The organism is Micromonospora sp. HB375, assembly GCF_017872985.1.
Classification (GTDB): Bacteria; Actinomycetota; Actinomycetes; order Mycobacteriales; family Micromonosporaceae; genus Micromonospora; species Micromonospora chalcea.
On the sequence record NZ_JAGGJO010000001.1, the window covers coordinates 6,886,287 to 6,912,553 of the forward strand.

Consider the following 26,267-nt stretch of genomic DNA (forward strand, 5'->3'; position numbering starts at 1 on the left):
GGCGTACGCAGGAGGCGTTCATGTCGAACTTCGGTCCACCGGGCGGCGGCTCCCCCGACCCCTGGGGACGGCCCGACGACGGCTACGCCCCGCAGCCCGATCCCCGCTACGCCGCGCAGCCCGATCCGCGTCACGACCCGCAGTACGGCCCGCCGGGCGCGCAACCGTACGGCCCACCGGCTGATCAGTACGGGCCGCCGGCCCAGCAGTACGGGCCCGCCGACCGGTACGGCCCGCCGGCCGATCAGTACGGCCCGCCGACGCAGCGCTACGAGCCGGCGCCGGCGTGGTCCCCCGGCCCACCGCGGCAGGGTCACCCGGCCGACCCCTACGCCGGGCCGCAGTACGGCGGGGAGCCGCAGTACGCCGAGCCGACGCCGCCGAAGCGCGGCAAGGGCCCGCTGCTGGTGGTGGTGGTCGTGCTGGCGGTGCTGCTGCTCGGCGGCGCCGGGGCGTACTGGATGCTCGGCCGGGACGAGGAGAGCCCGACCGCCGGGACGACGGCGGCCACCGCGCCGGCCGCTGATCCGACCGAGGCGGCGCCGAGCGATCCGGCGGAGGCCACGCCGACCGCGCCCGCGCCGGCCTCCTCGACCGATCCGCGTTTCGTGAAGGCGGGCCAGTGCGTCGCCAACGAGGGTGGCGGCGGTCAGCCGAAGCTGGTGATCGCCGACTGCGCCCCGAAGACGTACGAGGTGCTGCGGCGCATCGACGGCGCGACGAGCGGCAAGAAGGACGCGGAGGCGAAGTGCGGGAAGGTCGACGGGTACACCGACTGGTACTTCTTCGACAGTGAGCTGGACACGCTCGACTTCGTGCTCTGCCTGAAGCGCCGCTGACGCGCCACTGACGCCCCGGCTCGTCGGTAACCAAAACTAGGGCTGTCTAGCATTCACGCTAGACAGCCCTAGTTTTATGTCGAGACCGACACGCGGTAGCTGCATCTACGCACGTCTAGCCTGGCCGCTAGAGAAGCCGATACTGTGCGATTCGTGGATCCGGTCCGCAACCCGTACGCGCCGGGCGCCGGCCAGCGCCCGCCCGAACTCGCCGGGCGGGGGCGGGAACTGGACGTGTTCGACGTGGTGCTGGAACGCATCGCGCGTGGCCGGCCCGAACGCAGCCTGATGCTCACCGGGCTGCGCGGCGTCGGCAAGACCGTCCTGCTCAACACGCTGCGGTCCGAGGCGATCAACCACCTCTGGGGCACCGGCAAGATCGAGGCGCGGCCGGACCAGTCGCTGCGCCGCCCGATCGCCGCCGCGCTGCACATGGCGGTCCGCGAACTCGCGCCCCGGCACCGCGCCCCGGACCGGATCGACGCCTTCCTCGGCGTACTCAAGGCGTTCGCGCAACGCTCCGCCCCCACCGGGCGCGGCGGCGCGGCGCCCAAGCTGCGCGACCGCTGGCAGCCCGGCATCGACGTGCCCGCGAGCAGCGGACGCGCCGACTCCGGCGACATCGAGATCGACCTGGTCGAACTGCTCAGCGACGCGGCGACGGTCGCCACCGACGTCGGCACCGGCATCGCGATCTTCATCGACGAGATGCAGGACGTCGGCGCCGAGGACGTCTCCGCGCTCTGCGCCGCCTGCCACGAGCTGTCCCAGCTCGGCGCGCCTCTCATCGTGGTGGGCGCGGGACTGCCGCACCTGCCCGCGGTGCTCAGCGCCGCCAAGTCCTACTCCGAGCGGCTCTACCGCTACCAGCGCATCGACCGGCTCGACCGGATCGCCGCCGACCAGGCGCTCTGCGCGCCGGCCGAGCGGGAGGAGGTCGAGTACGAGCAGAAGGCCCTCGACCTGCTCTACGAGAAGTCCGGCGGCTACCCCTACTTCGTCCAGGCGTACGGCAAGGCCACCTGGGACCACGCGCCCCGCTCGCCGATCACCGCGGCGGACGTCCGGGTCGCCGCGCCCGAGGCGGAGGCGGAACTGGCGGTGGGGTTCTTCGGCTCCCGGTTCGAGCGGGCCACCCCGGCCGAACGCGAGTACATGCGCGCCATGGCGACGCTGGCGCTGGTGGACGGCGAGGAGGGCAGCCGCGACGACATGGACGCCGCGGTGCCGACCGCCGAGATCGCCCGCGCGCTCGGCCGCAAGCCGGCCAGCCTCTCCCCGGCCCGCGACGCGCTGATCAAGAAGGGGCTGATCTACTCCGGCGAGCGGGGGACGGTGGCGTTCACCGTCCCGCACTTCGGCCGCTACCTGCGCACCCAGCCCGCGTGACGGCCGCGACCGCTCAGACCCGCGACCACGGTGGTGGGAAGACCACCTCGCCGGACGGCGGTGGCGGTTCCTCGCTCGCCGACGGCGGCAGCACCAGCGCCTGCCACGGCTCGCCCAGCCCGGACCACGGGCTGGTCAGGCCCAGCCGGTCCGCCGGGCCGAACCCGAACCGCCGGTAGTACGCCGGGTCGCCCAGCACCACGACCAGCCGTTCGCCCAGCTCGGTCGCGGCGTCGAGCGCCGCCTGCACCGCCGCCGTGCCGTGACCGAGCCGCTGCCGGTGCCGTGCCACAGCCACCGGGCCCAGCGCCAGCGCCGGCCACACGCGGCCGTCGTCGGTGCGTACGCCGACGCGCGTGAGCAGCGCGTACGCCACCACCTCGCCGCCGTACTCGGCGACCATGGCCAGCTCGGGAATCCACGCCGGGCTGTGCCGCAGCTCCTCGACCAGGCCGACCTCCGGCGGGGTGGCCACGTCGGGCCGGGCGAAGGCGGCGGCCAGCACCCGGGCCACCGCCGGCTCGTCGGCGGGGCCCTCCGGGCGTAGTCGCAGCGTCGTCACCCGCGCGACCTTACCGAACGCGACCGGTCCATCCGCGACGGTCGCTGAAATCGATACCGTCCGGACGTCCACGTCGGCCGATACCTTTCGTGTGTTGCGGGGATGACGACGCCCCCGACGGGGTAAGACTGAGCCATGAAGCCCGTGCGCTCCCTCGCCCGAGTCATGTTGAGCGGCATCTTCGTGGTCAGCGGCGCCCGCAACCTGCGCAACCCGGAACGCCTGGTGCAGGCCGCGGAGCCGGTCACCGGGAAGGTCGCCCCGCTGATCCGCAACGTGCACCCGCGCATCCCCACCGACACCGTGTCGCTCATCCGGGCCAACGCCGCCACCCAGCTCGTCGGCGGTCTGATGCTGGCCACCGGCCGGTTCACCCGTCCGGCCGCGCTGGTGCTCGCCGGTTCCCTGATCCCGACCACCGCCGCCGGTCACGCCTTCTGGAACAACGACGACCCGGCGGCGCGCAACAACAACCAGGTCCACTTCCTGAAGAACCTCGGCCTGCTCGGTGGCCTCCTCCTCGCCGCCGCCGACACAGAGGGCAAGCCGGGGCTGCGCTGGCGCGCCGGCCACCGGATCGACCACTCGCGCCGGTCGGTCACGCGCGCGGTCCGCACCGCCCGCCGCGATGCGAAGATCGCCGTACGCTCCGCGGCGGCCGCCCGCCGAATCCCTGGTTGACACCCCTTTCGTACGGCCACCACCCCCCGCAAGGCCACCAATCACCTGAACCGTCCGAGACCCGTTAACGCGGTGGAAATGTCGCAAACACGTGTGGGATCGGACACGGTCGCGTAACGCGGGAGGCAGCAACGTGAGGCGCCGTTCTAGGCTCCGTTCTGGACCTGGACGGGTACGACGACCTTGGTACGGGGGTGGCCACGCCATGCCGACGTCAGTCGGTAGACGGACCAACCGCCTCGCCCCGACCTCCCGCGTCGACCGCCGGACCGTCGTGCGCCTCGGGATCGTGGCCGCCGTGTCGTACGCCGCGTGGCTGGCCATCGGCGCCTTCGGACGGCCGTACAACTTCTTCGACATGAAGATCTACCACGGCGCGGTGGTGTGGTGGGCCAGCGGAAACGAGCTGTACGACTTCGTCGCGCCGTCGACGACACTGGGCTTCACCTATCCACCGTTCGCCGGTGTGGTCATGCTCCCGATGTCCTGGCTGCCCGTCGACGGCGCCGGCTTCGTCAACGCCCTGGCCAGCATCGCCGCGCTCGCGGTCGTCCTGGCGGCGCTGCTGCGCCCCATCGTGGACCGGCTCGGCTGGCCGCTCTGGTTCACCGTCGGCATCGCCACCCCGCTCGCGGTGGCCATCGAGCCGTCCCGGGAGACGCTCGGCTACGGCCAGGTCAACCTGCTGCTGTTCGCGCTCGTCATGGCCGACATGGTGGGCCTGCGCTGGCGCGCCAAGCGGGGCACCCACCACGAGACCGCCGACTCGCCGCTGGCCCGCTTCGTCTACAGCGGCGCGTGGGCGGGCGTCGGCATCGGGCTCGCCACCGCCGTCAAGCTCACCCCGGCGTTGTTCGTCGCGTACCTGATGCTGACCCGGCAGTGGCGGGCCGCGCTCACCGCCGTCGGCACCACGATCGGCGTGACCATCGCGACGTTCGGCCTGGTCGGTGAGGAGTCCCGCGCGTACTTCACGAGCGTGCTGTGGCAGACCGAGCGGGTCGGCGCGGCGGACATGACCGCCAACCAGTCGCTCGCCGGGCTGCTGGCGCGGCTCTACGACTCGATCGAGACGCCCGGCCTGCTCTGGCTCGCCTTCTCGGTGCTGCTCCTGGCGCTGGGCCTGTCCCGCGCGATCAGCGCCCGCGCCGACGGCGACGAGCTGACCGCGTTCACACTCGTCGGGCTCACCGCCAACGTGATCAGCCCGATCTCCTGGTCGCACCACCTGATCTGGGTCATCCCGGCGATCATCGTGCTGGCCGACGCCGCGGTACGCCGCCGCGACGCCAGCCGTGGCCTGCCCCTGCGCGGCAGCGGCCCCTCGGCCAACGGTGTGCCGGCGCTGCGCCCGCCGATCTGGTACCCGACGTTGACCGGGCTCCGCCACGGCGTCGGCGCGCTCGGGCTCTACCTGCTGTTCCTGATCTCACCGATCTGGCCGTACGAGCACCAACTCCCCGAGGTGTCCCACTACCAGGACGGCCTGTTCGGCGCGCTGATGGAGAACTCCCTGGCCATCGCGCTGATCGTGCTGGTGGCGGCGCTGCCGTGGCGTCCGGGAGCCGAGCCCGCGTTCTACCACGACCGGTTCAGCCGCGCGGCCGCGCTCGCCGGCCGGCGCTGAGCACTCAGGGGCAGTTCACCCATTCCTCGGTGCCGTCGTCGAAGACCTGCCGCTTCCAGATCGGCAGCCGCGCCTTCACCTCGTCGACCAGCCGCGCGCACGCGGCGAACGCGGCCGCCCGGTGGGCGGTGCTGACCGCCGCCGCCAGCGCCACGTCGCCGATCTCCAGCGGGCCGATCCGGTGCGACACCGCGACCGCGTACACCGCCGGGTCGGCGGCGATCTCGGCCGCCACCTCACGCAGCACCGCCTCGGCGGTGGGGTGGCCCTCGTACTCCAGCCGGGTGACCCCCCGCCCGTGGTCGTGGTCGCGGACCACGCCCTGGAAGGAGACCACCGCGCCGGCCCGGCGGTCGGCGACCGCCGCCTCGTGCGCGGCCAGGTCGAGCGGCCGGTCGGTCACCGCGCCGAGCACCACGCCTGCCCGCACCGTCACGACGTCTCCCGTCGGCTCGTTCGTCGCGCTCACCCGGCACGCTCCCCGGGGGTCAGCGGCAGCGGCACCAGCGGCACCCGGTCGCCGGCCGCGCCGCTGGCGCCGGGCCGGATCACCGCGAAACCATCCGCGCCCGCGAGACCGCGCAGCATCGCCGACCCGACGTGCCGCACCGGGTACGCCGTGCCGGCGACCCGGTCCCAGCGGGCCAGCGCCAGATGGGTGTAGTCGCCGCGCCCCGGAATCGGCTCGGCCAGCGTCACGTGCGGCAGCACCGGCATCGGCCGGCCGGTGAGACCGGCGAGCAGCGGCGCGACGAGCGACACGAGCGCCACCACCGCGGACTGCGGGTTGCCCGGCAGACCGGCCACGAACCGCACCCGCCCGTCGTCGCCCACCAGCCGGGCGAGCAGCATCGGGAAGCCCGGGCGCGCCGCCACCGTGTTGACCACGTAGTCGGCGCCGAGCGCCTCCAGCGTCGGGTGCAGATGGTCGACCGGCCCGTGCATGGTGCCGCCGGTGGTGCAGACCAGGTCGGCGTTGGCGAGCGCGCCACGCACCGCCGCCACGTGCGCGGGCAGCGTGTCGGCGACCGGGCCGACCACGTCGGCCGTACGCACCTGGCAGCCGTAACGGCGCAGCCAGGCGGGCACCGACGGGCCGAGCGCGTCGCGGACCCGCCCCGCGCCCGGCGGGCCCGAGGTGAGCAGCTCGTCGCCGAAGACCAGCAGCGCGGCCCGGGGTGGGCGGCGGACCCGCAACGTGTCGTGCCCGCAGGAGGCGGCCAGGCCGAGCACCGCCGGATCCACCGGCGTGCCGGCGGGCAACAGCTCCTCCCCGAGGTACGCCTCCTCGCCCGGTTCCCGCCACTCCGGCGCCGGGCGGGGCGTGCCGGTCACCAAGCCGTCCGCCGTGCGGGCCGACTCCTCGATCCGCAGGATCGCCGTCGTGCCCTCGGGAACCATCGCGCCGGTGGCGATCTCGACGGTGCTGCCGTCGGCCTCCAGCGGCGCGGCGGTGTGCCCGGCGAGCACCCGGCCCACCACCCGCCACGGCCCCGGGCCCCGCACCGCCCAGCCGTCCACGCTGGAGGTGGGGAACGCCGGCAGGTCGGTACGCGTCGTCAACGGCTCGGCGAGGGTGTGCCCGTCGGCCTCGGCCAGCGGGCGGGCGACGGCGGGGAGCGCGGCGGACAGGCCCACCGCGTACACCCGGGAGCGGGCCTCCTCCCACCCGGCCGGTGGTGGCGTGCCCGCCTCGGCCGCGGCGGCTTCGGTTTCCGTGCTCATCCGGCGAGCCTAGCGCCGGGGCACGTGGCCCGCGGGTTCAGTGGTCGCCGCCGCGAAGCTGGTCGACCGCGTGCCGCAGGATCGGCCCGAGCACCGCAAGGCCGTCGCGGGCGCCGCCCCGCGAGCCGGGCAGGTTGACCACGAGCGTCCGGCCGGTCACCCCGGCCAGCCCGCGGGACAGCGCCGCGGTCGGCACGGTGTCGCGGCTGTACGCGCGGATCGCCTCGGCGATGCCGGGGATCTCGTAGTCGAGCAGCGCACGGGTCACCTCGGGCGTGCGGTCGGTCGGGGTGATGCCCGTGCCACCGCTGGTCAGCACCACGTCCACACGTTCCTCGCGGGCGGCGAGCAGCGCCTCACCGACCGGATCGCCGTCCGGCACCACCACCGGCGGGTCGACCTCGCAGCCCAGCTCCCGCAGGCCGGTCACGAGCAGCGGGCCGCTGGTGTCCTCGTACACCCCGGCGGCGGCCCGGTTGGAGGCCACGATCACCCGGGCCCGGATCACGGCCGGTCCTCCGGCCGGACCCATTCGCCGGTCTTGCCGCCCTCCTTGCGGAGCACCCGGACGGCCTCCACCGAGGCGGCCGGGTCGACCGCCTTCACCATGTCGATGAGAGCGAGGCCGGCGACCGCCACCGCGGTCAGCGCCTCCATCTCGACGCCCGTCCGGTCGGCGGTCTTCGCGGTGGCGGTGATCTCGACCGTGTCGGCGGTCAGGTCGAGGTCGACGGTGACGCCGTGCAGCGCGATCGGGTGGCAGAGCGGGATCAGGTCGGGCGTGCGCTTGGCGCCCATGATGCCGGCGAGCCGGCCGACGGCCAGCGCGTCGCCCTTGGGCAGGCCGTCGCGCCGCAGCAGCTCGACCACCTCGGCGGTGGTGCGGAGCCGGCCGGCGGCGACCGCGAGCCGGCCCGAGACCGGCTTGGCGGAGACGTCGACCATCCGGGCCGCGCCGGCCGGGTCGACGTGGGTGAGCTGCGCGGGTTCGGTCACGGCCCGACCCTATCCGCCGGGTACGACGACGCGCGTGCTCCGGGCCGTCGGCGGGGAGGAGCGCCGTGTCGGGTGCAGATCCACGACGCCCCTCCCTCACCTACCCACCGCCGATTCGCTGGGGGGAACTGGCGGTGGGGGCCTCGTTCGGCCGGGTCCGATCTGGCGGTGGACCCACCCCGTGGCCGATGCCGGGGACGTTAACGAACGCCGCGATAAGAAATCGATAAGCCGGTTCAGGTCGGCGGGGACGACGGCTCCGCGAGCTGTCGACGCAGGTCGTGTCGTTCGGGCGCACCCATCCGTTCGAAGATCGCCAACGCGCGCTGCCGGTACCGGCCCGCCTCAGCGGTGCTCGTCGTGGCGAGATGATCGGCCAGGGCCGCCAGGGCGCGTCCCTGCTCGTAGGGGTGCGCGATGCGGCTGGCGCGGGCGAGGGCTTCACGGTGCGCCGACACCGCCGATTCGGCGTCACCGGCTGCCGTCAGTGTCAGACCGAGGTCGTTCAACGCCGCCGCCTGTACGTGCCGCTCGCTCGAGTCCCTCGCCAGATCGAGAGCCAATTCGTGCTGAACTCGTGCTTCGTCGTACCGGCGCAGGTGTCGGTACGCGATACCGAGATCGTTGCGCGCTTCCGCCTCACCGAACCGATGCCCGGTCCGGCCACGCAACCGGATCGATGCCAGAAGAAGACGGATCGCCTTGCGGTGGTTGCCAAGGAGGTTCTCCACCGTCGCGAGATGGCCGAGCGCGTTGGCGATGTGGTACCAGCTGCCCTGGCACCGGGCCAGGAAGAGGTGTTGCCGATGCGCTTGGAGCGCGTCGAGATACCGTCCGGTGGCGATCAGCGCGTATCCGAGGTTGGGCAGGGACAGGATCGAGTCGACGGCGCCCCGCGAGTCCTCGCGGAGTAACTGCCGCCCGAGCCTCACCGATCGTTCCGGACTGCCGCTGAGCCAGTAGACGACCACGAGGTTTGCGCGGTAGCGCTGTTCGTTACGCCGATCGCCCATATCGCGGGAGATCGATACCGCCATTTCGAGGTGTCGCAACGAGTCCAGGTAGCTGCCGGTCCGGGTATAAGCGGAGGCAAGGTAGTTGTGCATGAGCGCCTGCGCCACGCGGTCTCCGCTACGCTCGGCCGCGGTCAGGCCGGCCAGATGAGTGGTGACGATATCGGTGAAGTACCCCCGCATGTAGAAGAAGCGCCACATGGCCCGAGCCAGCCGCCACGCGTACGTGAAGTGCTCCTCCTGTTGAGCGAATCTGATCAGCGCGATGAGGCTGGACCGCTCCTGCTCCAGCCATTCGATGTCTGAGCGGTCCGCGTCATCGATCAAGTCGATCCGATGGGGCGCCGCCAGGCGCAGGTGGGCCTTCAGTACCTGCTGGTCCGGGGAAGTGGCTCGGACCGCTACCCGGTGAAGGGCGTGATCGAGAAGACGGGCACCCGCCTCACGACGCCGTGCGGGGTCCACCGACTCACGAAGAAGCTCCGCGGAGTACTGACGCATCAGATCGTGCATCCGATAGCGCCCGGGGCCGACCTCCTCAATCAGGTGCTGATCAAGAAGGTCGTCCAGCATCCGTTCCGCCCGGTCCAGTGGGAGATCGGCGAGAGCGGCGGCCATACGCGCATCGAAAGAATCGCCGGGGTGGAGACCGACCAGGCGAAACAGCCACCTTGCAGGCTCGGCCAGGTGCTCGTAGGAGGCCGAGAAGGCGCCACCGACGGTCTGCTGCTCCACTGCCAACTGCCGCAGCACGCTACCGCCGGTCTCGAGCCGCCGGGCCAGGTCAGAGACCCGCCAGGCCGGCCGGTGGGCCAACCATCCCCCGGCCAGCCTGACGGCCAGCGGCAGATGACCGCAGCGGCGAGCCACCTCCGTCGCGGCAGCCGGTTCCTTGCTGATCCGCTCCGTACCGGCGGTCCGCGCCAGGAGTTCTATTGCCTCGTCGGAGGTCATCACGGGAAGCGAGACGGCCGGACCGACGTCGCTCACCGACAGCCGCCGACGGCTGGTCACCAGGACTACCGATCCGGGCCCGGCCGGCAGGATTGGCCGCACCTGCTGCCCGTCGACCGCGTTGTCCAGCACGAGGACGACGCGGCGGCCCTGTAGCTCACGCTGCCACAACTCGGCCCGTTCCTCGTGATCACCGGGAATCCGGCCGGCCGGTACCTCCAGCTGGCGAAGCAGCACCGTGAGGGCATCACCCGGCTCAACCGGGGCTCCCTCAGTGTGCCCCCGCAGATCGATGAAGAGTTGCCCATCTGGGTACCGGTCGCTGAGCAGGTGCGCCAGGTGAAGCGCGAAGAGGGTCTTGCCGCTGCCCGCCATACCGTCGATCACACGTACGGTCGGTGCTTCGTCACCCGACGATCCGATCTCCGCCAGCATCCGCTCGACGAGTTCTCGCCGCCCGATGAAATCAGCGGTATTCCGCGGAAGGTGGCGAGGGTGCACCCGCCGCGCGCTCGAGGTGACAGCGCCTCCCCGCTCCGGACCGCCCTTCCTGGCGGCGAACGGCGAGTGCCCCGCGGTCCGGCCCAGCAACGACCTCCGCAGACTGAGCAGTTCGGTTCCCGGCTCCACGCCGAGTTGCCGGATGAGAATCGACTCGGCCCGTTGGATGACGGCGAGCGCGCCGCCGGCGTCCCCGTCCGCCTTGAGCGCACTGGCCAGCAGCGCGTGCGCCTGCTCCCGGTAGGGATGGCTGTTCACGTGGTCGGTGAGTAGCGCGATGGCCGCTCTGGTGCGGCCGAGTGCGACATCGAGCCGGGCACGAAGCTCGATCGCCGCCAGCCGCTGCTCCTCCAGTGCCGCCCGGCGTGCCGTCAGGACCGGCCCCACCCGCAGGCCGGCGACCAGGGGGCCGCGCCACAGACGTTCGCCCTGGCCGAGTAACTCGTCAACACGTTCATGCTGCCCGTCCGACCAGGCCGACGCCGCCTCACCGGTCAGGTACTCGAAACGACGCACGTCCACCCGCTCGTCGTCCACGTCCAGGCGATAGCCGCCGGAGAGCCGAACCAGGTTCGGGCCGTGGTGTCGATCGAACGTCCGCCGAAGGTTGCCCACGTACGTCCGCACGTTCGCCAAGGCGGAGCGGGGTGGGTCGTCGGGCCACAGTTCGTCGACGAGCGTGTCGACGGTGACCAGCTGGCCGCCGTGCAGCACCAGAACCGCCAGCGCCGTCTGCTGCTTGGGTGTGCCGAGCGGTAGTGGGGCCGCTCCCCGCCACACCTCCGGCACACCCAGCAGCCGGATATCCACCAACTGTTCCCCCCGCGCGGCGCGCGCCAATCGAATTACTCGCACCCGTGTGGACTATACGAAATGCAGACTTACGGAAGATAGCACTCGATTCACCACAGGACTTCCGATGCCGGAGAGCAACGGCGCTTTTTCTGTGAGTTGTCGTGGCGGATGTTACGGAAGGACGAAACCGAACGGCTAGAGACACCCGGTGATGAGGGCTCGATAATCCCACTTGAAAGCGCGCGCTGAATATGCGTTCAGTCTCCAGCCAAAGACCGAGCGTAACAAGAACCAGGCGCATTGGCGCAATATGCGCATATGGACATCTAATAGATGTATCCCGGCCTAAAAGCCATAACATGTTCGACGTCGGATGGGCCGGTGATCGCCGGTTCTGGGGGTCGAACGAAGGGCGAGGCCATGCGCGGCAACGACTGGCTGTGAAGCGAACTTCCGGGGCGCCTGAGCGGGCCGTACAGTACGAGCACACGCTCCGCTACAACGAGCGCGGTGGAGGCAGACCACGTGACTCGCGCCCACGCACGCGACAATGGGACCGATCGGCGGCTCTTGCTGCTTGTCGGTCTCGTCGTGTTTGCGGCCGGCGTGGCCACGCTGGTGAGTATCCGGCTGATCGACACCGGCGACCTGGCAACCCAGAACAACATCACACGCGCGACCACGATCACCTTTCTCGTGGCCGTAGCCGCGACGGTGAATGTACGAATCCGTATTCGCGCCACCACCCACGGCGTTTCATGGACCGATGCGGCAACCGTGATCGGGCTGGCAGTCGCACCCGTGCCATGGGTCATCATCGCCACCGGCCTGGGTGTCGCGATCACCCGCCTGATCGGTCGCCTCACCCCGATCAAGCTGGCCTTCGGCGTCGCCAAGGAGATGACGCTGGCAGCGGCCGGAGGCCTTGTCCTCATCGCCGCCGGCTGGTCCTGGCCCTGGTCGGGACCCATCAGCCGCTCACTGCCCGCACTGGTGCTGGCCTACGTGACCGTCGTCGTGCTCGATGAGTTACTCACCTTCCCGGTCCTCGCCTTCGCGACCGGGACACCGATCCGCAAGCGCTTCCGGGAGCAGTTGGACCTCCGGCTGGCGAGCGTGCTCGCCCGCTTCTCAGTGATCCTGTGCACGCTGCTCATCCTCCGGATCGACCCGACCTTCCTGATCGTCGTACCGCCGCTCGTGCTGAGCCTGCATCTCGCCTACTCCAGCCGGCTTCGTTACCGCGCGGAGCGGGAGGCCTGGCAACGGTTAGCCCGAACGACCGATGCATTGAACGTAGTCGATTTGGATCGAGTGCTCACCACAGCCGTCACACAAGCGACCGAGCTGTTCTCTGCCGACGAGGTCGAAATCGAACTACGCGAGGAAGCACTGGTCGTGCGCGGCGTCGGAGGAGCCATCACCTACCGCGGCCCGGCCGGCGAACCGAGCGCGATCGAGGGTTCGGTACTCACCAACCGCCTCGAGGGCCACGACAAGACGGTCGACGTCGGCGTGCTGCGGCTACGGTTCGCCGGTCCGGTCGAACTCTCCGAGCGCGAGCAGTACACCCTGCGTACCTTCGCCTCCGCCCTGTGCACCGCGGTCCGCAACGCCCAGGCGTACGCCGAACTCGCCCGCATCGCCGAGGACCACGCCTACGCCGCCACCCACGACGCCCTCACCGACCTGTCCAACCGGCGCCACCTGCTGGACGAGGGCAGCGCCCAGCTCACCACCCGGCACGCCGACGGCGTCACCGCGCTGGTGCTGATCGACCTCAACCACTTCAAGGAAGTGAACGACACCCTCGGCCACGGCGCCGGTGACCAGGTGCTGATCCAGGTCGCCGAGCGGCTGCGCGACGCCGCCCGCCCCGACGACCTGGTCGCCCGGCTCGGCGGGGACGAGTTCGCCGTGCTGCTGCGCGGCCTGCCCGCCCCGGCCGTCGCCTCCCACCGCGCCGAGGCCCTGCTCAACGCCCTGCACGACCCGCTCGACGTGGACGGCATGCGGATCAGCGTGGAAGCCAGCGGCGGCATCGCGGTCGCCCCCGCCACCGGCGGGATGCCCGAGCTGCTTCGCCGCGCCGACGTGGCCATGTACCAGGCCAAACGCGCCGGCCAACGACTCGCCACCTACGCCCCCGCCCGCGACACCGCAGACCTCAGCCGGCTCACCCTCGGCGGGGAACTGCCCCGCGCCGTCGCCGACCACGAGTTCACAGTCAACTTCCAGCCCATCGTCGACCTCGCCGGCGGCGAGGTGATCGGCGCGGAGGCCCTCGCCCGCTGGCACCACCCCACCCACGGGCTCATCGACCCACTGCGCTTCCTCGAAGCGGTGGAACGCTCCGGCCTGCTGCCCGCGTTCGCCGAGGCGATCCTCGACCAGGCGCTCATCGCCGCCGGCTCCTGGCGCGACGCCGGCTTCGACCTGCCCGTCTCGGTCAACGTGTCACCCCGCAGCCTGCTCGACGCCCGCTTCCCCGGCGCGGTCCTGGCCCGGCTGCGCGCCCACGACCTCCCGCCGGACCGGCTCGTGCTGGAACTCACCGAGACGCTCACGCTCAGCCAGCTCGACGTCGTCGACCGCGTCCTCAGCCGCCTGCGCGACTCCGGCGTCCGCCTGGCGCTCGATGACTTCGGCACCGGCTATTCGTCGCTCTCCCTGCTCTCCCGCATCCCCGTACACGAACTGAAGATCGACCGCAGCTTCGTCACCGCCATGGAGACCGCGCCCGAGGCCGCCGCCGTCATCCGCTCCACCCTCGACCTCGGCCGCAGCCTCAACCTCACAGTCGTCGCCGAGGGCGTGGAGAGCGAACCCCAGCGCCGCGCCCTCTGGGAACTCGGCTGCGCCGCCGGCCAGGGCCACCTGTTCGCCCGGCCACTGCCCGCCGCCGCGCTGCTCGCCAGCCTCCAGCGCGGCCACGGCGGCCGCACCGGCGCGCTCGCCCCGGCACTGCACGACGCGGGCGCCGTGATCCGCCTCCCCGGACGCCGCGCCGGCGGCGCCCGCACCCGCCCCAACCCGTCCGCCGCCGGCGACTCCCGGCAACCCTGACCCCGCCGGGCCACCGCGCCGGTCTGCCAGACTGGCCCGCGTGACCGCCCACGCCGACCCCGCAACCACCGTCTCCCGCCGCTGGTCGGCACTCGACACCGCAGCCGGTGGTCTCGCCCTCGACCTGGGCCTCTACGCCGCCGCCACCGTCTTCGCCGCGGTCACCGCCGCCACCTCCACACTGCCGCCGCACCGCGCCTGGGGCGCCGTCGCCACCATCGGGTACGCGCTCGCCACCCTCGCCGCGACCACGCAACTGCTCGCCCGCCGCCGCGCCCCCGGCACACCCCTGGCCGCGCTGCCCGCACGCTGGACGGTCACCGGAATCACCTGGGCCACCACCGCGCTGCTGCCGATCGTCACGCAGAGCCTCGAACGGGCCGGCGGGCGTACCGACCGCGCCCAGGAGGAGGTGATCGTGGTCGAACACGCCGGCGCCCGCCTCGCCGAGCACGGCACCCCCTACCTCGGTCCCGACGCCATCGCCGCGCTGCCCCCCGGCGAACAACTCCTCGGCTACACCCCCTACCAGCCCGGCATGGCCCTGTTCGGGCTGCCCCGCGCCGCGGTGGACGCCTGGTGGACCGACGCCCGCGTCTGGTTCGCCGTCGTCACCGCGCTCACAGTGATCGCCCTCGTCGCCACACTGCGCGCGAGCGGCGGCCCGGCCGCGCCCCGCCGCGACGCCGCCGTGCTGCGCGCCGTCCAAGCCGCCACCGTCCTGCCCGTCTGCGCGCTCACCCTCGCCACCGGCGGCGACGACCTGCCCGTACTCGCGCTCTGCCTGCTCGCCCTCGCACTCGCCGCCACCGGCCGACCCGGCCGCGCCGGTCTCGCCGTCGGCGCCGCCGGCGCGCTGAAACTCTTCGCCTGGCCGATCGCCCTCGTGCTGCTCTTCTGGGCCGCCACCCGCCGCGCCACCCTCCGCACCGCCCTCGGCGCCCTCGGCCTACCAGTCCTCGCACTGATCCCGGTGCTGCTCGTCGACCGCGAAGCCCTCGTCGAGAACGTGCTGCGCTTCCCCCTCGGCCACGGCCTGGTCACCAGCCCCGCCCAGTCACCCTTCCCCGGCCACCTGATCGCCGAGACGCTCCCGGCCGGCCGGGCGGTCGCCGCCGCGCTACTCGTCGCCGCCGGAGGAGCCATCGCCGTCCGGCTGCTGCGCCGCCCGCCGCGCACCGCCGCCGCCACCACGATCATCTGCGGGTACGGGCTGCTCGCCGCGATCCTGCTCATGCCCTCCACCCGCTTCGGCTACCTGCTCTACCCGATCGCGCTGCTCGTGCTCGCCCCGGCGCTGGCGCTCACCCGACCAGGCGACCCGACGGCATTCCCGGCAACCGCCCCGCGCGATGCGGCCGGAAGGCGTACACCTGAGGGATGACCACCTACCGCGACCGGGCCGAGGCGGGACGGCAACTCGCCGAACGTCTGACCGACCTCGCCGGCCGACCCGACGTCATAGTGCTCGGCCTGGTCCGCGGCGGCGTACCCGTCGCCCGGGTGATCGCCGACCGGCTCGGCGCCCCCCTCGACGTGCTGGTCGTCCGCAAGCTCGGCGTGCCCTGGGCGCCCGAGGTCGCGTACGGCGCGCTCGGCCCCGGCGGCGTGCAGATCCTCAACGAGATGGTCGCCGGCCGGATCAGCGAGAACGACCGCGCCCAGGTCCGCCGCCGCGAACAGGCCGAACTGGAACGCCGCGAACAGCGCTACCGCGGCGGCCGCCCGCCGCTGGACCTGACCGGACGCACCGCCGTCGTCGTGGACGACGGACTCGCCACCGGCGCCACCGCACGCGCCGCCGTCCAGGTCGCCCGCCACCTCGGCGCCGCCCGCGTCCTCGTCGCCGTCCCGGTCGGCTCCGAGCAGGCGTACGAGATGCTCGCGCCCGAAGCCGACACGGTCGTGAGCTGCCAACTCCCGCCCGACTTCGCCGCCGTCGGCGCGTACTACGAGGACTTCCACGAGGTCACCGACGACGAGGTCACGCAGGCGCTGACCGCCGCTGCGTGAAAACACCCGGTACCGTCGTTGTCATGCAGATGACCTGTCCCAAGTGCCGCGGAGAGATGCGCCAGTACGAGCGCAGCGGAGTAGTCATCGACCAGTGCGGCGAATGCCGGGGCATCTTCCTCGACCGCGGCGAGCTGGAAAAGCTGTTCGATGCCGAGGCCAACTGGAACCAGCAGCACGGCGGCGCCCGCCAGCCCGCGCCGTCCGGCGCCGGTTACCCGCCGCCTCCGCCGCCCCCGCCCGCCGCGCCGCACCAGCCCGGCTACGGCGCGGTCCCCCCGCCCCCGCCTCCGCCGCCGCCCGGCCACGGCTACGCCCAGCCCGCGTACGGCCACGGTCAGCAGCACTACGGCTACCACGGCCACTACCGCCGGAAGAAGAAGCACGGCTTCCTCGGCGAACTGTTCGACTGACCGCCGACGTCGCCCACGCCGGGCCGGTGCGCCGCATCGACCCGGCGTGCCCGTCGTCGTCTTTCTTCACCGTGCCGGGCGTGGCGCGCCGTGGCAGGCTGCACGGCATGAGCCCGATCCGGCAGCACGAGGCGCTGGCCCAGGCGTACGACGGCATCACCGCCGTGGTCACCCCGCTCGACGACGCCGCCCTGCAACGCCCCACCCGGTGCCGCGGCTGGCTCGTCGCCGACCTGCTCTTCCACGTGCTCTGCGACGCCCAGCGCGCGCTCGTCGCCCTGGCCAGCCCCGCACCCGGGCCGCCCGACGTGGACGATGTCAGCTACTGGCGCGCGTTCCCTCCCGGCGACGACGACGCGAGCGCCCGGCACGCCTGGTGGGCACGCCGCTCCGCCGTCGCCTTCGACCGGCCCACCGGCGTGGTCCGGCTCTGGTCCGACACCGCGCCCGCCGCCGTCCGCGCGGCCACCGCAATAGACCCCGACGGGTACGTGACCACCCAGGGTCACGTGTTGCGCGTACCCCATCTGCTCGCCACCCTGACCACCGAGGCGGTCATCCACCACCTCGACCTCGTGGTGGACCTGCCGGACGCGCCGCTGCCGGCGGCCGACCCGACGCGGGTCGCGGTGACCACCATGGACGGGCTGCTCAGCGACGAGGCGGTACGGCCGGCCGGCTGGGACGACCACGAGTACCTGCTGAAGGCCGCCGGCCGGGTGCCGCTGACCGACCGGGACCGGCTGGAGCTGGGCGAGGCCGCCGGCTGGTTCCCGCTGCTCGGCTGACGCCGCTCAGACGATCGCCATGTCCACGAAGCGCGACAGGTGCAGCTGCGCCGCGACCGTCACCGTGTCGGTCGGCCCATTCCTGTGCTTGGCGATTATGAAGTCCGCCTCGCCCGCGCGCGGCGACTCCTTGTCGTAGTAGTCGTCGCGGTGCAAAAGGATGACAACGTCCGCATCCTGCTCAATCGAGCCAGATTCACGCAAGTCTGACAATTGGGGGCGCTTGTCGGTGCGTTGCTCCGGGCCACGGTTCAGCTGACTCACCGCGATCACCGGGCACTCGACCTCCTTGGCCAGCAGCTTCAGGCCACGGGACAGGTCCGCGACCTCCTGCTGCCGGCTCTCGGTGCGCTTCGGTGAGGTCATCAGCTGGAGATAGTCGACCACGATCAGCTTCAGGTCGTGCTTCTGCTTGAGCCGCCGCGCCTTCGCCCGGATCTCCATCAGGTTCATGCTCGGTGTGTCGTCGACGAAGAGCGGCGCCTCGCTGATCTCGCCCATGCAGCGGGCCAGCTTGGTCCAGTCGTCGTCGGAGAGCTGCCCGCTGCGCAGCACGTGCAGCGGCACGCGCGCCTCGGCCGAGAGCAGTCGCATGACGATCTCGACCTTGCTCATTTCCAGCGAGAAGATCGCCGACGCCTGGTTGGCCCGGATCGCCGCATTTCGGGCAAAGTCCATAGATGCGGTTGATTTGCCCAAACCAGGCCTGCCGGCCACGATAATGAGTTGGCCGGCGTGCAGGCCGTTGAGCAGTCGGTCCAGGTCGGTGAAGCCGGTCGGCACACCGGTCATCACGCCGCCCTGGGCGCCGACCGCCTCGATCTCGTCGAGCGTGGGCTGCAGCATGTCGGCCAGGACCGCGAAGTCCTCGCTGACGCGCTTCTCGGTGATCTCGTAGACGGCCTGCTGGGCGAGATCGACGATGTCGTCGACGTCGCGGCTGCCGCTCGGCCCGGTGCCGTAGCCGAGCTGCACGATCCGGGTGCCGGCCTCGACCAGGCGGCGGAGCACCGCCCGTTCCCCGACGATGCGGGCGTAGTAGGCGGCGTTCGCGGCGGTGGGCACGCTGGCGATGAGCGTGTGCAGGTAGGGCGCGCCGCCGATGCGGGCGAGGTCGCCGGAGTCGGCGAGCGCGGCGGCGACGGTGATCGGGTCGGCGGGTTCGCCGCGTCCGTAGATGTCGAGGATCGCGTCGAAGATGGTGGCGTGGACGGGGCGGTAGAAGTCGTTGGTCTTCAGGATCTCCACGACGTCCGCGATGGCGTCCTTGGACAGCAGCATGCCGCCGAGTACGCACTGCTCGGCGGCCACGTCCTGCGGTGGTGTCTTCTCGAACGGCGCGTCGCGCGGCGGCGGCGGCTCGGACGACGGTTGCCCCCCGGTCCGTTCCGTACGCGCCTCGTCGGTGACCGACACGGGTGCCCCCCTTGCTGCGTCGGATCGAGTCCAGCTCTATCGCTGGGGTGTGACAACTTCCGCCGACCCCTCCGGTCGATCGGGGGTCATCGCCCGGCGGTCGGGGGGACCACGATACGGAACCCGAGGTCAGCGACTCAACAAGGCCGGTGGATGAGCCTCGGGACAACCTGTGGACGCCTGGGGACCGGCATGTGCGCAGGGTGTGCACAGGGTGTGGAAAAGTGATGGGGAATTCCGGGCGTATCGCCTCTGACCTGCGCTTTTACTGTCCCCACCCTGTGGACGGAAGATTTCCGGCTGAGCTTTGTCGTCGTTCGTCCCGTACTATCGCTGCGAACGGCGACACCTGGGACAGCGGGTTTACTTTCGGGTTGAGAGAGGTCACGCTCCGGCCGTGAGACACCGGGACTGGGGAAGCGGGGAGGACAGCCCGCGCGAGCGACGGCCGAGCGGTTCCTGGGACGAGCCCGCCGGGCCGCGCCGGGCCGACTCGTACGCGCCGGAGAGCTACCGCACGCCGAGTCGGCGGCGGGCGATCGAGCGCGGCCAGGACGAGCCGGTGGACACCTACCTTCCCCGCTGGGCTCTGGAGTCCGGGGTGAGCCGCGCGGACGGTGGCGGGCGGCACGCGGCGCCCGACGACGACGAGATCGAGGTCGAGACGCCGTCGTCCGAGGGTGGCCGGCGCACGGAGGCGGGCCGCCGTCGGCGCGATCGGCCGGAGCCGCGGGCGATCGGTGCGGGTCCGTTGTCGGACCACACTGCCGAGTGGACGATGGACGCCCCCCAGGAGCGGGGGTATGTGGGGAACAGGCGTGCCGACTCGGACGACGAGCCGGTGTCGGGGGTGTCGCCGGGTAGTCGTCCCCGTCGCGCGGCGACCCGGCGTCCGCAGGTGATCTGGTCCGGGCTGCCGGATTCGGCGGGCTCGGGCGACGAGGAAGCCGTGCGGGACAGCGGGCGGCCGGGCGGGCGGCGTCGATCGGCGTCGGGTTCTTCCTGGCCGCCGCCGGTGGCGTCGGACTCCGCCTGGTCGCGTTCGGCGGTTGCGGGCTCGGACCGGTCCCGTCCGGCCGCGTCGGATGCCGACTGGCCCGCGTCGGCGGTGCCGGAGTTGCGGCGGCCGGCGTCGGAGTCGGAGTCGGGCTGGTCGCGGTCGGCGTCGTCGGGCCGGTCGGCTCCGGAGACGGGCTGGTCGTCCTCGGCGGCTTCGGAGACGGGCTGGTCGCGGTCGGTGGCCCCGTCGGGTTCGGAGCAGTCCCGGCCGGCGGCGGATCCCTGGCAGCGGCGTCGGGCGGCCGACCGTGAGCCGCCGGAGCCGCCGCCTGCGGTCGACCCGTGGGACGCGTCGGGCGTGCACGCCTGGGGCCGGTCGGCGCCCGGTGGCCGCTGGGAGCAGGCGGAACGCCGGTGGGACCGCACGGAGCACACGGGCGAGTGGGACCGGTTCACCGACACCGGTTATCTGGAGCCGGTGCGCGACGAGGTCGATCCGTGGGATCGCACGGCTCCGCCGGTGCGGGAGGGATGGGCGTCACCGGAGCGGGCCGAGGCGTTCTGGTCGGGTACCCGGCTGGCCGGGGACGATCCGCGGTGGATGGAGACACCGCCGTCGGCGCCGAGGTCACCGGCGGTGGCGTACTCGGCTCCGCGTCCGCGTGCCGTGCCGCGCGGTCGGCCGGTGGCGCCGGCCGGGTCGACGCTGCGCCGGCGGGTGGAGACGATCGGTGGCGGCTCGTGGGGCCGGCGGCTGGAAGACGACCTGCTGGATCCGGATCCGGGCGGTCCGCTGCGGCCTCTGGTCTACACGGTGGCCTGCTATCTGGTCCCGGCCGTGCTGCTACTCGTCGGTCTGCTGTTCCTGAGCGGTCAGCCGCCGGAGGGTTGCGTCACCGACATCACCGGTGGCGGTTGCGACTCGCCGCGTACGCATGCCCTGGATTCGCTGGTGTCGGCGGCGCCGCGGTTCGGTTTGGCGTTGGTGAGCAGCCTGGTGGTGGCGGTGCTGCTACGGCAGGTCGGGACGACCTGGCGGGCGGCGACGGTGGCGCTGGCGGCTGCCGTGGTGGGCGGTGGTCTGTCGACCGTGGTGATCAGCGCGGTGACCGGCAACCCCCTCGGCTGAGACCCGGAGGTGCGGCCGGGGCCGTGGTGACGGAGATGCGGAAGGGCCCGCACCGGTGTCCGGTGCGGGCCCATCGCGTCGTGCTACGGGTGTCAGCCCTTGACCACGTTCAGGTCGAACTTGGCGGTCACCTCGGGGTGCAGCCGGATGCTGACCGGGTAGGAGCCGAGCGCCTTGATGTGGCCGGGCAGCTCCAGCCGGCGGCGGTCCAGGGTCGGGCCGCCGGCGGCCTTGACGGCGTCGACGATCTCGGCCGGGGTGACCGAGCCGAAGAGCCGGCCGCCGTCGCCGGCGCGGGCCTTCAGGTTGACCTTCAGACCCTCGATCTGGGTCTTGACCTCGGTGGCGTGGCCCAGGTCGCGGATCTCGCGGGCCGAGCGGGCCCGCTTGATGACCGTGACCTGCTTCTCCGCGCCCTTGGTCCAGGCGATCGCGAAGCCCTGCGGCAGCAGGTAGTTACGGCCGAAGCCGTCCTTCACCTCGACGATGTCGCCCGGAGAGCCGAGGCCGGACACCTCCTGAGTGAGGATGATCTTCATGTCCGTGCCTCCTCTCAGCGGGCCGTGGCCGTGTACGGCAGGAGCGCCATCTCGCGGGCGTTCTTGACCGCACGGGCGATCTGCCGCTGCTGCTGCGAGGTCACGCCGGTCACCCGCCGAGCGCGGATCTTGCCGCGGTCGGAGATGAACTTGCGCAGCAGCGCGGTGTCCTTGTAGTCGATGTAGGTGATCCCGTCCTTGTCGAGCGGGTTCACCTTCTTCTTCGGCTTGCGAAGTGCCGCAGCCTTAGCCATTGCTCGTGCTCCTGGTTTGCGATCGCGGGCGCTCGGCGCCATTAGAACGGAGGCTCCTCGTCGAAGTTTCCGCCCGAACCACCGCGGGAGGGGGCGGGGGCAGCAGAGGCCCAGGGGTCGTCGAAGTTGCCTCCGCCGCCACCCTGGCCGCCACCACCACCGAAGCCGCCGCCACCGCCACCGGAGCGGGACATCTTCTGCACCTTCGCCGTGGCGTAGCGCAGCGACGGGCCGATCTCGTCGACCTCCAGCTCGATGACGGTGCGCTTCTCACCCTCACGGGTCTCGTACGACCGCTGACGCAGCCGGCCGGACACGATCACCCGAGCGCCACGCTGCAGCGACTCGGCGACGTTCTCGGCGGCCTGGCGCCAGACCGTGCACGAGAGGAACAGCGGCTCGCCGTCCTTCCACTCGCCGGAGGCCTTGTCCATGAAGCGGGGCGTCGAAGCGACCCGGAACTTGGCGACCGCCGCGCCGGAGGGGGTGAAACGCAACTCGGGGTCATCGGTCAGGTTGCCGATGACCGTGATGGTGGTGTCTCCTGCCATGACCATCTCCTCGCGCACTCATCTTTGTGCGGTACAGGCTCTCAGAGCCGTACGACAGCGTGGATGAGGCTTGATCCGGACGTGCCGGGACTAGATGCTCAGCGCATCTCCGGACGGATGACCTTGGTGCGCAGCACCGACTCGTTGAGTCGGAGCTGACGGTCCAGCTCGCCAACGGCCTCCGGCGTCGCCTGGAGGTCGATGACGGCGTAGATGCCCTCGGCCTTCTTGTTGATCTCGTACGCGAGGCGCCGGCGGCCCCACACGTCGGTCTTCTCCACCGAGCCACCCGCGGTCCGGATCACGTTCAGGTACGTGTCGAGCGACGGGGCGACGGTGCGCTCCTCGAGGCTGGGATCGAGGATCACCATGACTTCGTAATGACGCAAGACGTGCTCACCTCCTGTGGGCTAAGCGGCCACGGTCCTTCCGTGGCAGGAGGTCGTGCGTCGCTGCCCGTGACCGGTTCCGGGGGAACCCGGCTGGACACGGACAACCGGACCAGGATAGCCGGTGCGGACGATCATGGCCGGACCGGTCGGCCGGCACGGCCCGGACGCGGCGACAGGGGCCCACCTTCGGCCTCGAGAGCCGGCAGGTGGACCCCTGTCCACGGGACCGCGGGGCGTCCCGTCCGCATTCCTTGGGTGGGACCTGGGGAGGAACGACCACACCGATGAGGTTGGATCGAAGACGCCCCGCGGAGCTTTATCGTGTTGTCACCTGTGCTGACCATACAATGGCTCTCGTCACCACTTGGGGTAAATTGAGGATTTAGTCCGGACTTCCATTTGGTGTGCCGGATTCCTGATGGATCCCGCCCCGTCGTGCCGGGCCGCACGCCGGGGCGTCCCGTCACCGGGCGTCGGCCCCCTCACCCGTACGTGCTGTGGACCACGTCCGGGCGGAGCGTCGACCATCGATCCCACCTCGGACAACGACCGCCGGGCCGGGTGGTGACGCCTCCGACCCGCCGGGCGTCTCCGGCGAGCGCGGCGACCGTCGCAGGCGCGACGTAGGCTGCCCTGCATGCGAATCGGAGCCCACGTCGATCCGACCGACCCGCTGGCCGAGGCGGCCGCCCGGCAGGCCGAGGCGGTGCAGTTCTTCCTGGCCGACCCGCAGGGCTGGAAGGCCCCGAAGCCGCGCGAGGACGCCGAGCGCCTGCGCGCCGCCGACGTCGACCTCTACGTGCACGCGCCGTACGTGATCAACGTGGCCACGCTCAACAACCGGATCCGCATCCCCAGCCGCAAGCTGCTGCTCGCCCACGCCACCGCCGCGGCGGCCGTCGGCGCCAAGGGCCTGATCGTGCACGGCGGCCACGTCAACGCCGGCCAGGACGTCGCCGTCGGCTTCGACAACTGGCGCAAGACCTTCGCGTACGCGGCGGAGTCCGGCGGATTCCCGCTGCCGGTGCTGATCGAGAACACCGCCGGTGGTGACAACGCCTGTGCCCGGCACCTCGACTCGCTGGCCCGGCTCTGGGACGCGCTCGGCGACCACGAGGTCGGCTTCTGCCTCGACACCTGCCACGCCCACGCGGGCGGCGAGGAGCTGCTGGGCCTGGTCGACCGGGTGAAGGCGATCACCGGCCGGATCGACCTGATCCACGCGAACAACTCGAAGGGCGCCTTCAACTCCGGTCAGGACCGGCACGACAACCTGACCGGCGGCACCATCGACCCGGAGCTGCTGGTGGCGGTGATCCGCGCGGCAGGCGCGCCGGTGATCGTGGAGACCCCCGGCGGCGTCGAGGGCCAGGTTGCCGACATCGCGTTCCTGCGCGGGCAGTTGGGTGCGGCGGAGTGACCGCCGAGAAGTCCGGCACGACCGGCCGCCGGTCCGGCGCCGAGACCCGGGCGGACGGGACCGGCGCGAAGAACCCGCCGGACGACGCGGCCGGGGCCGGGCCGGGGAGCGGCTCGCCCGACGAGCGCGCGTCCGGCGCGGACAGCTCCGGCGAGGACGACACCGCGGGCACGGTGACGAGTGCCGGCAAGGCGAAGCGGACCCGCAAGGCCCGCCGCACCGGCGCGGCGAAGGCGGCAGGCGCGGCGAGCACCGCCGACAAGACGAGCACCGCCGACAAGGCGGGTGCCGGCACCGACAAGGCGGAGGCCGGCACCGGAGCCGGGACCGAGGCCGAGGCCCGGGACAGAGCGGACGCCGCCAAGAAGGACGGCGACGCCGCGGAGAAGAGCGACGCCGCGAAGCAGGACGGTACGGGCGACGACGAGCCGGCCGACCCCTGGTCCGCGTTCGGTCCGGCACCCGAGCCGGTGCTCGGCCGCCCCCGCCGGGCCGTCCGCGCCGTGGGCCGGTTCCTGGTGCACGAGTGGACGCTCGCCGTCGTCGCCGCGCTGGCGCTGGCGGCGGCGATGACCTGGCCCACGCTGCGCTATCCGCGGCACACGCTGCCGCAGGACTACTGGGACCCGAGCCTGCAGGCGTGGCAGATGGCCTGGTCCGGGCACATCCTGCGGACGAACCCGGCGCAGCTGTGGCACTCGAACACGTTCTATCCGGAGAACTGGAGCTTCGCGTTCTCCGACACGCTCCTCGGGTACGCCCCGGCCGGCCTGATCGGGGTCGGCCCGGAGCACGCCGTGCTGCGCTACAACATCATGTTCGTGCTGGCGCACGCGCTCGCCGCGTTCGGCGCGTACGCGCTGGCCCGGCAGCTCGGCGCGGGCCGGATCGGCGGCGCGGTGGCCGGGGCGAGCTTCGCCTACGCGCCGTGGCTGCTGGCCCAGGCCGGCCACCTGCACATCATCTCCAACGGCGGCATCCCGTTGGCGCTGGCCATGCTGGCCCGGGGGCACGGCTGGTCACTGCGGTACGGGTACCGGCCGCGCCGCCGGCACGCGGGCTGGGCGTTCGCCGGGTGGCTGATGGCCGCGTGGCAGCTCAGTCTCGGCTTCGGCATCGGGCTGCCGTTCGCGTACATGCTGGCCGGGGTGGTCCTGGTCTCGGTGGTGCTGTGGTTCGTGCGGCGGCGCAAGGTGAAGCGCCCGTTCGGCCGGCGGCTGTTCCTGGCCGACGTGCTGGGCGGCCTCGTCTTCGCGGCGGTGGGCGCGGCGCTGGCGGTGCCCTACTTCAAGGTCGCCGAGCTGCACCCGAACGCGGAGCGCACGATCGGCGACATCGGGCTCTACTCGCCGCCGGCGAGCGGGTTCTTCACCGCGCCGGCCGAGTCCCGGGTCTGGGGTGGTCTGCACGAGGGTGCCCGGGCCGTGCTGCCCTGGCATCCGGAGATGACGTTGCTGCCGGGCTTCGTGCTCTACGCGCTCGCCGCCGGGGGGCTGTTCTTCTCGGTGTGGCGGGTCCGGCACCGGATCTTCCTGCTCGCCGGTGTGCTCGTCACGATGGCGCTGGCGATGGGCACCCGGTTCTTCGGCGGCCGGTTCACCTACGTGCCGTTGTTCGACTATCTGCCGGGATGGAGCGGGCTGCGCACGCCGGGCCGGATGATGCTCTGGACCACGCTGCTGCTGGGTCTGCTCGCGGCGGGTGCGGTCACCGCGTTCTGCATGCGCGTACGCGAGCTGGCCGCCGAGCGGGTGCCGCCGTGGCCGGGTCCGTGGCTGCGGCTGGCGACGCTGCTGCCGTTGGCGCTGGTGCTGGTGGAGGGGTTGAACGCCACGCCGCAGCCGGTGGTGCCGCGGCAGCCGGCGGCGCTGCGGACCGTGGACGGGCCGATGCTCGTGCTGCCGAGCAGCCAGAACCTGGATCAGCCGGTGATGCTCTGGTCCACCGACCGGTTCCAGCCGATGGTCAACGGCGGCAGCGGCTTCACGCCCCGGTCCCAGGCCCGGATCCGGGAGGCCACTGTCAGCTTCCCGGACTACGCGAGCGTCGACTACCTGCGGCAGATCGGCGTGAAGAACGTGGTGGTGTTGCGCGACGAGCTGGAGGGCACCCCGTGGGAGGGGATGCTGGACCGGCCGGTCGACGCGCTGGGCGTGGCCCGGGAGCAGGTCGGCGAGGCGGTCGTGTTCCGGCTCTAGACCGGCC

23 protein-coding genes are annotated in these 26,267 nt (G+C 72.2%); 12 read left to right on the plus strand and 11 right to left on the minus strand.

Annotated features, from left to right (window positions below):
* Positions 1-20 precede the first annotated feature (20 nt).
* Together J3R08_RS30760 and J3R08_RS30765 are read left to right on the plus strand one after the other, a co-directional pair.
* The gene (locus J3R08_RS30760; protein ID WP_187693500.1) at positions 21-839 is read left to right on the plus strand and encodes a flagellar basal body protein FliL; all 819 of its coding nucleotides are present in this window, start codon (positions 21-23) and stop codon (positions 837-839) included.
* Between the two features lie 153 nt (positions 840-992).
* Positions 993-2,228 carry an ATP-binding protein gene (locus J3R08_RS30765; RefSeq protein ID WP_064448072.1) on the plus strand — a complete coding sequence of 412 codons (1,236 nt, stop codon included), beginning with the start codon at positions 993-995 and terminating at the stop codon, positions 2,226-2,228.
* Positions 2,229-2,241: 13 nt separating this feature from the next.
* Here J3R08_RS30765 and J3R08_RS30770 read toward each other — a convergent pair whose 3' ends face one another.
* A complete protein-coding gene (locus J3R08_RS30770; protein ID WP_043330817.1) occupies positions 2,242-2,790 on the minus strand; it encodes a GNAT family N-acetyltransferase in 549 nt (182 codons plus the stop codon).
* A gap of 135 nt (positions 2,791-2,925) precedes the next feature.
* On the opposite strand from J3R08_RS30770, the gene J3R08_RS30775 reads away from it, so the two are divergent.
* On the plus strand, positions 2,926-3,471 hold the full coding sequence (locus J3R08_RS30775) for a DoxX family protein (protein ID WP_030499461.1): 546 nt from the start codon (positions 2,926-2,928) through the stop codon (positions 3,469-3,471).
* Between the two features lie 205 nt (positions 3,472-3,676).
* Positions 3,677-5,098 carry a glycosyltransferase 87 family protein gene (locus J3R08_RS30780; RefSeq protein ID WP_043327708.1) on the plus strand — a complete coding sequence of 474 codons (1,422 nt, stop codon included), beginning with the start codon at positions 3,677-3,679 and terminating at the stop codon, positions 5,096-5,098.
* A 4-nt stretch (positions 5,099-5,102) separates the two neighbouring features.
* On the opposite strand, the gene J3R08_RS30785 is transcribed toward J3R08_RS30780, so the two are convergent.
* The 5 genes from J3R08_RS30785 to J3R08_RS30805 form a co-directional block, all read right to left on the minus strand.
* Positions 5,103-5,528 carry a molybdenum cofactor biosynthesis protein MoaE gene (locus tag J3R08_RS30785; RefSeq protein ID WP_187693504.1) on the minus strand — a complete coding sequence of 142 codons (426 nt, stop codon included), beginning with the start codon at positions 5,526-5,528 and terminating at the stop codon, positions 5,103-5,105.
* 35 nt (positions 5,529-5,563) lie between these two features.
* A complete protein-coding gene (locus tag J3R08_RS30790) occupies positions 5,564-6,823 on the minus strand; it encodes a molybdopterin molybdotransferase MoeA (RefSeq protein WP_209963779.1) in 1,260 nt (419 codons plus the stop codon).
* Between the two features lie 37 nt (positions 6,824-6,860).
* The gene (locus tag J3R08_RS30795; RefSeq protein ID WP_187693502.1) at positions 6,861-7,355 is read right to left on the minus strand and encodes a molybdenum cofactor biosynthesis protein B; all 495 of its coding nucleotides are present in this window, start codon (positions 7,353-7,355) and stop codon (positions 6,861-6,863) included.
* On the minus strand, positions 7,328-7,819 hold the full coding sequence (gene moaC, locus J3R08_RS30800) for a cyclic pyranopterin monophosphate synthase MoaC (protein ID WP_043327705.1): 492 nt from the start codon (positions 7,817-7,819) through the stop codon (positions 7,328-7,330). Before moaC ends, J3R08_RS30795 begins: the two co-directional genes overlap by 28 nt.
* A gap of 236 nt (positions 7,820-8,055) precedes the next feature.
* Complete coding sequence (locus J3R08_RS30805; RefSeq protein ID WP_209963783.1) at positions 8,056-11,097, minus strand: BTAD domain-containing putative transcriptional regulator; 3,042 nt, start codon at positions 11,095-11,097, stop codon at positions 8,056-8,058.
* A gap of 510 nt (positions 11,098-11,607) precedes the next feature.
* Between J3R08_RS30805 and J3R08_RS30810 the strand changes: the two genes are divergently transcribed.
* From J3R08_RS30810 to J3R08_RS30830, 5 genes are all read left to right on the plus strand, one after another.
* Positions 11,608-14,148, plus strand: coding sequence for a bifunctional diguanylate cyclase/phosphodiesterase (locus tag J3R08_RS30810; RefSeq protein ID WP_209964506.1), 2,541 nt, complete (start codon positions 11,608-11,610; stop codon positions 14,146-14,148).
* A 40-nt stretch (positions 14,149-14,188) separates the two neighbouring features.
* Positions 14,189-15,532 carry a glycosyltransferase 87 family protein gene (locus J3R08_RS30815; RefSeq protein ID WP_209963785.1) on the plus strand — a complete coding sequence of 448 codons (1,344 nt, stop codon included), beginning with the start codon at positions 14,189-14,191 and terminating at the stop codon, positions 15,530-15,532.
* Positions 15,529-16,161, plus strand: coding sequence for a phosphoribosyltransferase (locus J3R08_RS30820; RefSeq protein WP_069089303.1), 633 nt, complete (start codon positions 15,529-15,531; stop codon positions 16,159-16,161). The genes J3R08_RS30815 and J3R08_RS30820 overlap by 4 nt, the downstream gene beginning before the upstream one ends.
* A 23-nt stretch (positions 16,162-16,184) precedes the next feature.
* Positions 16,185-16,574, plus strand: coding sequence for a zf-TFIIB domain-containing protein (locus tag J3R08_RS30825; protein ID WP_064448065.1), 390 nt, complete (start codon positions 16,185-16,187; stop codon positions 16,572-16,574).
* 107 nt (positions 16,575-16,681) lie between these two features.
* Complete coding sequence (locus J3R08_RS30830; protein ID WP_043330810.1) at positions 16,682-17,362, plus strand: maleylpyruvate isomerase N-terminal domain-containing protein; 681 nt, start codon at positions 16,682-16,684, stop codon at positions 17,360-17,362.
* Positions 17,363-17,368: 6 nt separating this feature from the next.
* Here J3R08_RS30830 and dnaB read toward each other — a convergent pair whose 3' ends face one another.
* Positions 17,369-18,778 (minus strand): replicative DNA helicase, encoded by a 1,410-nt coding sequence (gene dnaB, locus J3R08_RS30835; RefSeq protein ID WP_064448064.1) that lies wholly within the window; start codon positions 18,776-18,778, stop codon positions 17,369-17,371.
* Positions 18,779-19,175: 397 nt separating this feature from the next.
* Here dnaB and J3R08_RS30840 point away from each other — a divergent pair, with 397 nt between their 5' ends.
* Entirely contained in the window at positions 19,176-20,906 is a 1,731-nt protein-coding gene (locus J3R08_RS30840) for a hypothetical protein (protein WP_209963788.1), read from the plus strand.
* Between the two features lie 92 nt (positions 20,907-20,998).
* Here J3R08_RS30840 and rplI read toward each other — a convergent pair whose 3' ends face one another.
* The 4 genes from rplI to rpsF all read right to left on the minus strand — a co-directional run bounded on the left by rplI (position 20,999) and on the right by rpsF (position 22,639).
* Positions 20,999-21,445 carry a 50S ribosomal protein L9 gene (gene rplI, locus J3R08_RS30845; protein WP_013289354.1) on the minus strand — a complete coding sequence of 149 codons (447 nt, stop codon included), beginning with the start codon at positions 21,443-21,445 and terminating at the stop codon, positions 20,999-21,001.
* A gap of 14 nt (positions 21,446-21,459) precedes the next feature.
* Positions 21,460-21,699 carry a 30S ribosomal protein S18 gene (rpsR, locus tag J3R08_RS30850; protein WP_007073789.1) on the minus strand — a complete coding sequence of 80 codons (240 nt, stop codon included), beginning with the start codon at positions 21,697-21,699 and terminating at the stop codon, positions 21,460-21,462.
* A 41-nt stretch (positions 21,700-21,740) separates the two neighbouring features.
* Positions 21,741-22,268, minus strand: a complete 528-nt coding sequence (locus J3R08_RS30855) for a single-stranded DNA-binding protein (RefSeq protein WP_018788497.1) — start codon at positions 22,266-22,268, stop codon at positions 21,741-21,743.
* 80 nt (positions 22,269-22,348) lie between these two features.
* Complete coding sequence (gene rpsF / locus J3R08_RS30860; RefSeq protein WP_013289357.1) at positions 22,349-22,639, minus strand: 30S ribosomal protein S6; 291 nt, start codon at positions 22,637-22,639, stop codon at positions 22,349-22,351.
* Positions 22,640-23,279: 640 nt separating this feature from the next.
* On the opposite strand from rpsF, the gene J3R08_RS30865 reads away from it, so the two are divergent.
* Positions 23,280-24,062, plus strand: coding sequence for a deoxyribonuclease IV (locus J3R08_RS30865; RefSeq protein ID WP_209963791.1), 783 nt, complete (start codon positions 23,280-23,282; stop codon positions 24,060-24,062).
* Positions 24,059-26,260, plus strand: coding sequence for a hypothetical protein (locus J3R08_RS30870; protein WP_209963794.1), 2,202 nt, complete (start codon positions 24,059-24,061; stop codon positions 26,258-26,260). The genes J3R08_RS30865 and J3R08_RS30870 overlap by 4 nt, the downstream gene beginning before the upstream one ends.
* Positions 26,261-26,267: the final 7 nt, after the last annotated feature.

Bases quoted from the DNA above. Each gene is read 5' to 3' on its own strand.
- J3R08_RS30760 (WP_187693500.1), top strand. From the start codon at position 21: ATGTCGAACTTCGGTCCACCGGGCGGCGGCTCCCCCGACCCCTGGGGA.
- J3R08_RS30775 (WP_030499461.1), top strand. From the start codon at position 2,926: ATGAAGCCCGTGCGCTCCCTCGCCCGAGTCATGTTGAGCGGCATCTTC.
- J3R08_RS30780 (WP_043327708.1), top strand. From the start codon at position 3,677: ATGCCGACGTCAGTCGGTAGACGGACCAACCGCCTCGCCCCGACCTCC.
- J3R08_RS30790 (WP_209963779.1), bottom strand. From the start codon at position 6,823: ATGAGCACGGAAACCGAAGCCGCCGCGGCCGAGGCGGGCACGCCACCA.
- J3R08_RS30795 (WP_187693502.1), bottom strand. From the start codon at position 7,355: ATGGGTCCGGCCGGAGGACCGGCCGTGATCCGGGCCCGGGTGATCGTG.
- J3R08_RS30820 (WP_069089303.1), top strand. From the start codon at position 15,529: ATGACCACCTACCGCGACCGGGCCGAGGCGGGACGGCAACTCGCCGAA.
- J3R08_RS30825 (WP_064448065.1), top strand. From the start codon at position 16,185: ATGCAGATGACCTGTCCCAAGTGCCGCGGAGAGATGCGCCAGTACGAG.
- J3R08_RS30830 (WP_043330810.1), top strand. From the start codon at position 16,682: ATGAGCCCGATCCGGCAGCACGAGGCGCTGGCCCAGGCGTACGACGGC.
- rplI (WP_013289354.1), bottom strand. From the start codon at position 21,445: ATGAAGATCATCCTCACTCAGGAGGTGTCCGGCCTCGGCTCTCCGGGC.
- rpsR (WP_007073789.1), bottom strand. From the start codon at position 21,699: ATGGCTAAGGCTGCGGCACTTCGCAAGCCGAAGAAGAAGGTGAACCCG.
- J3R08_RS30865 (WP_209963791.1), top strand. From the start codon at position 23,280: ATGCGAATCGGAGCCCACGTCGATCCGACCGACCCGCTGGCCGAGGCG.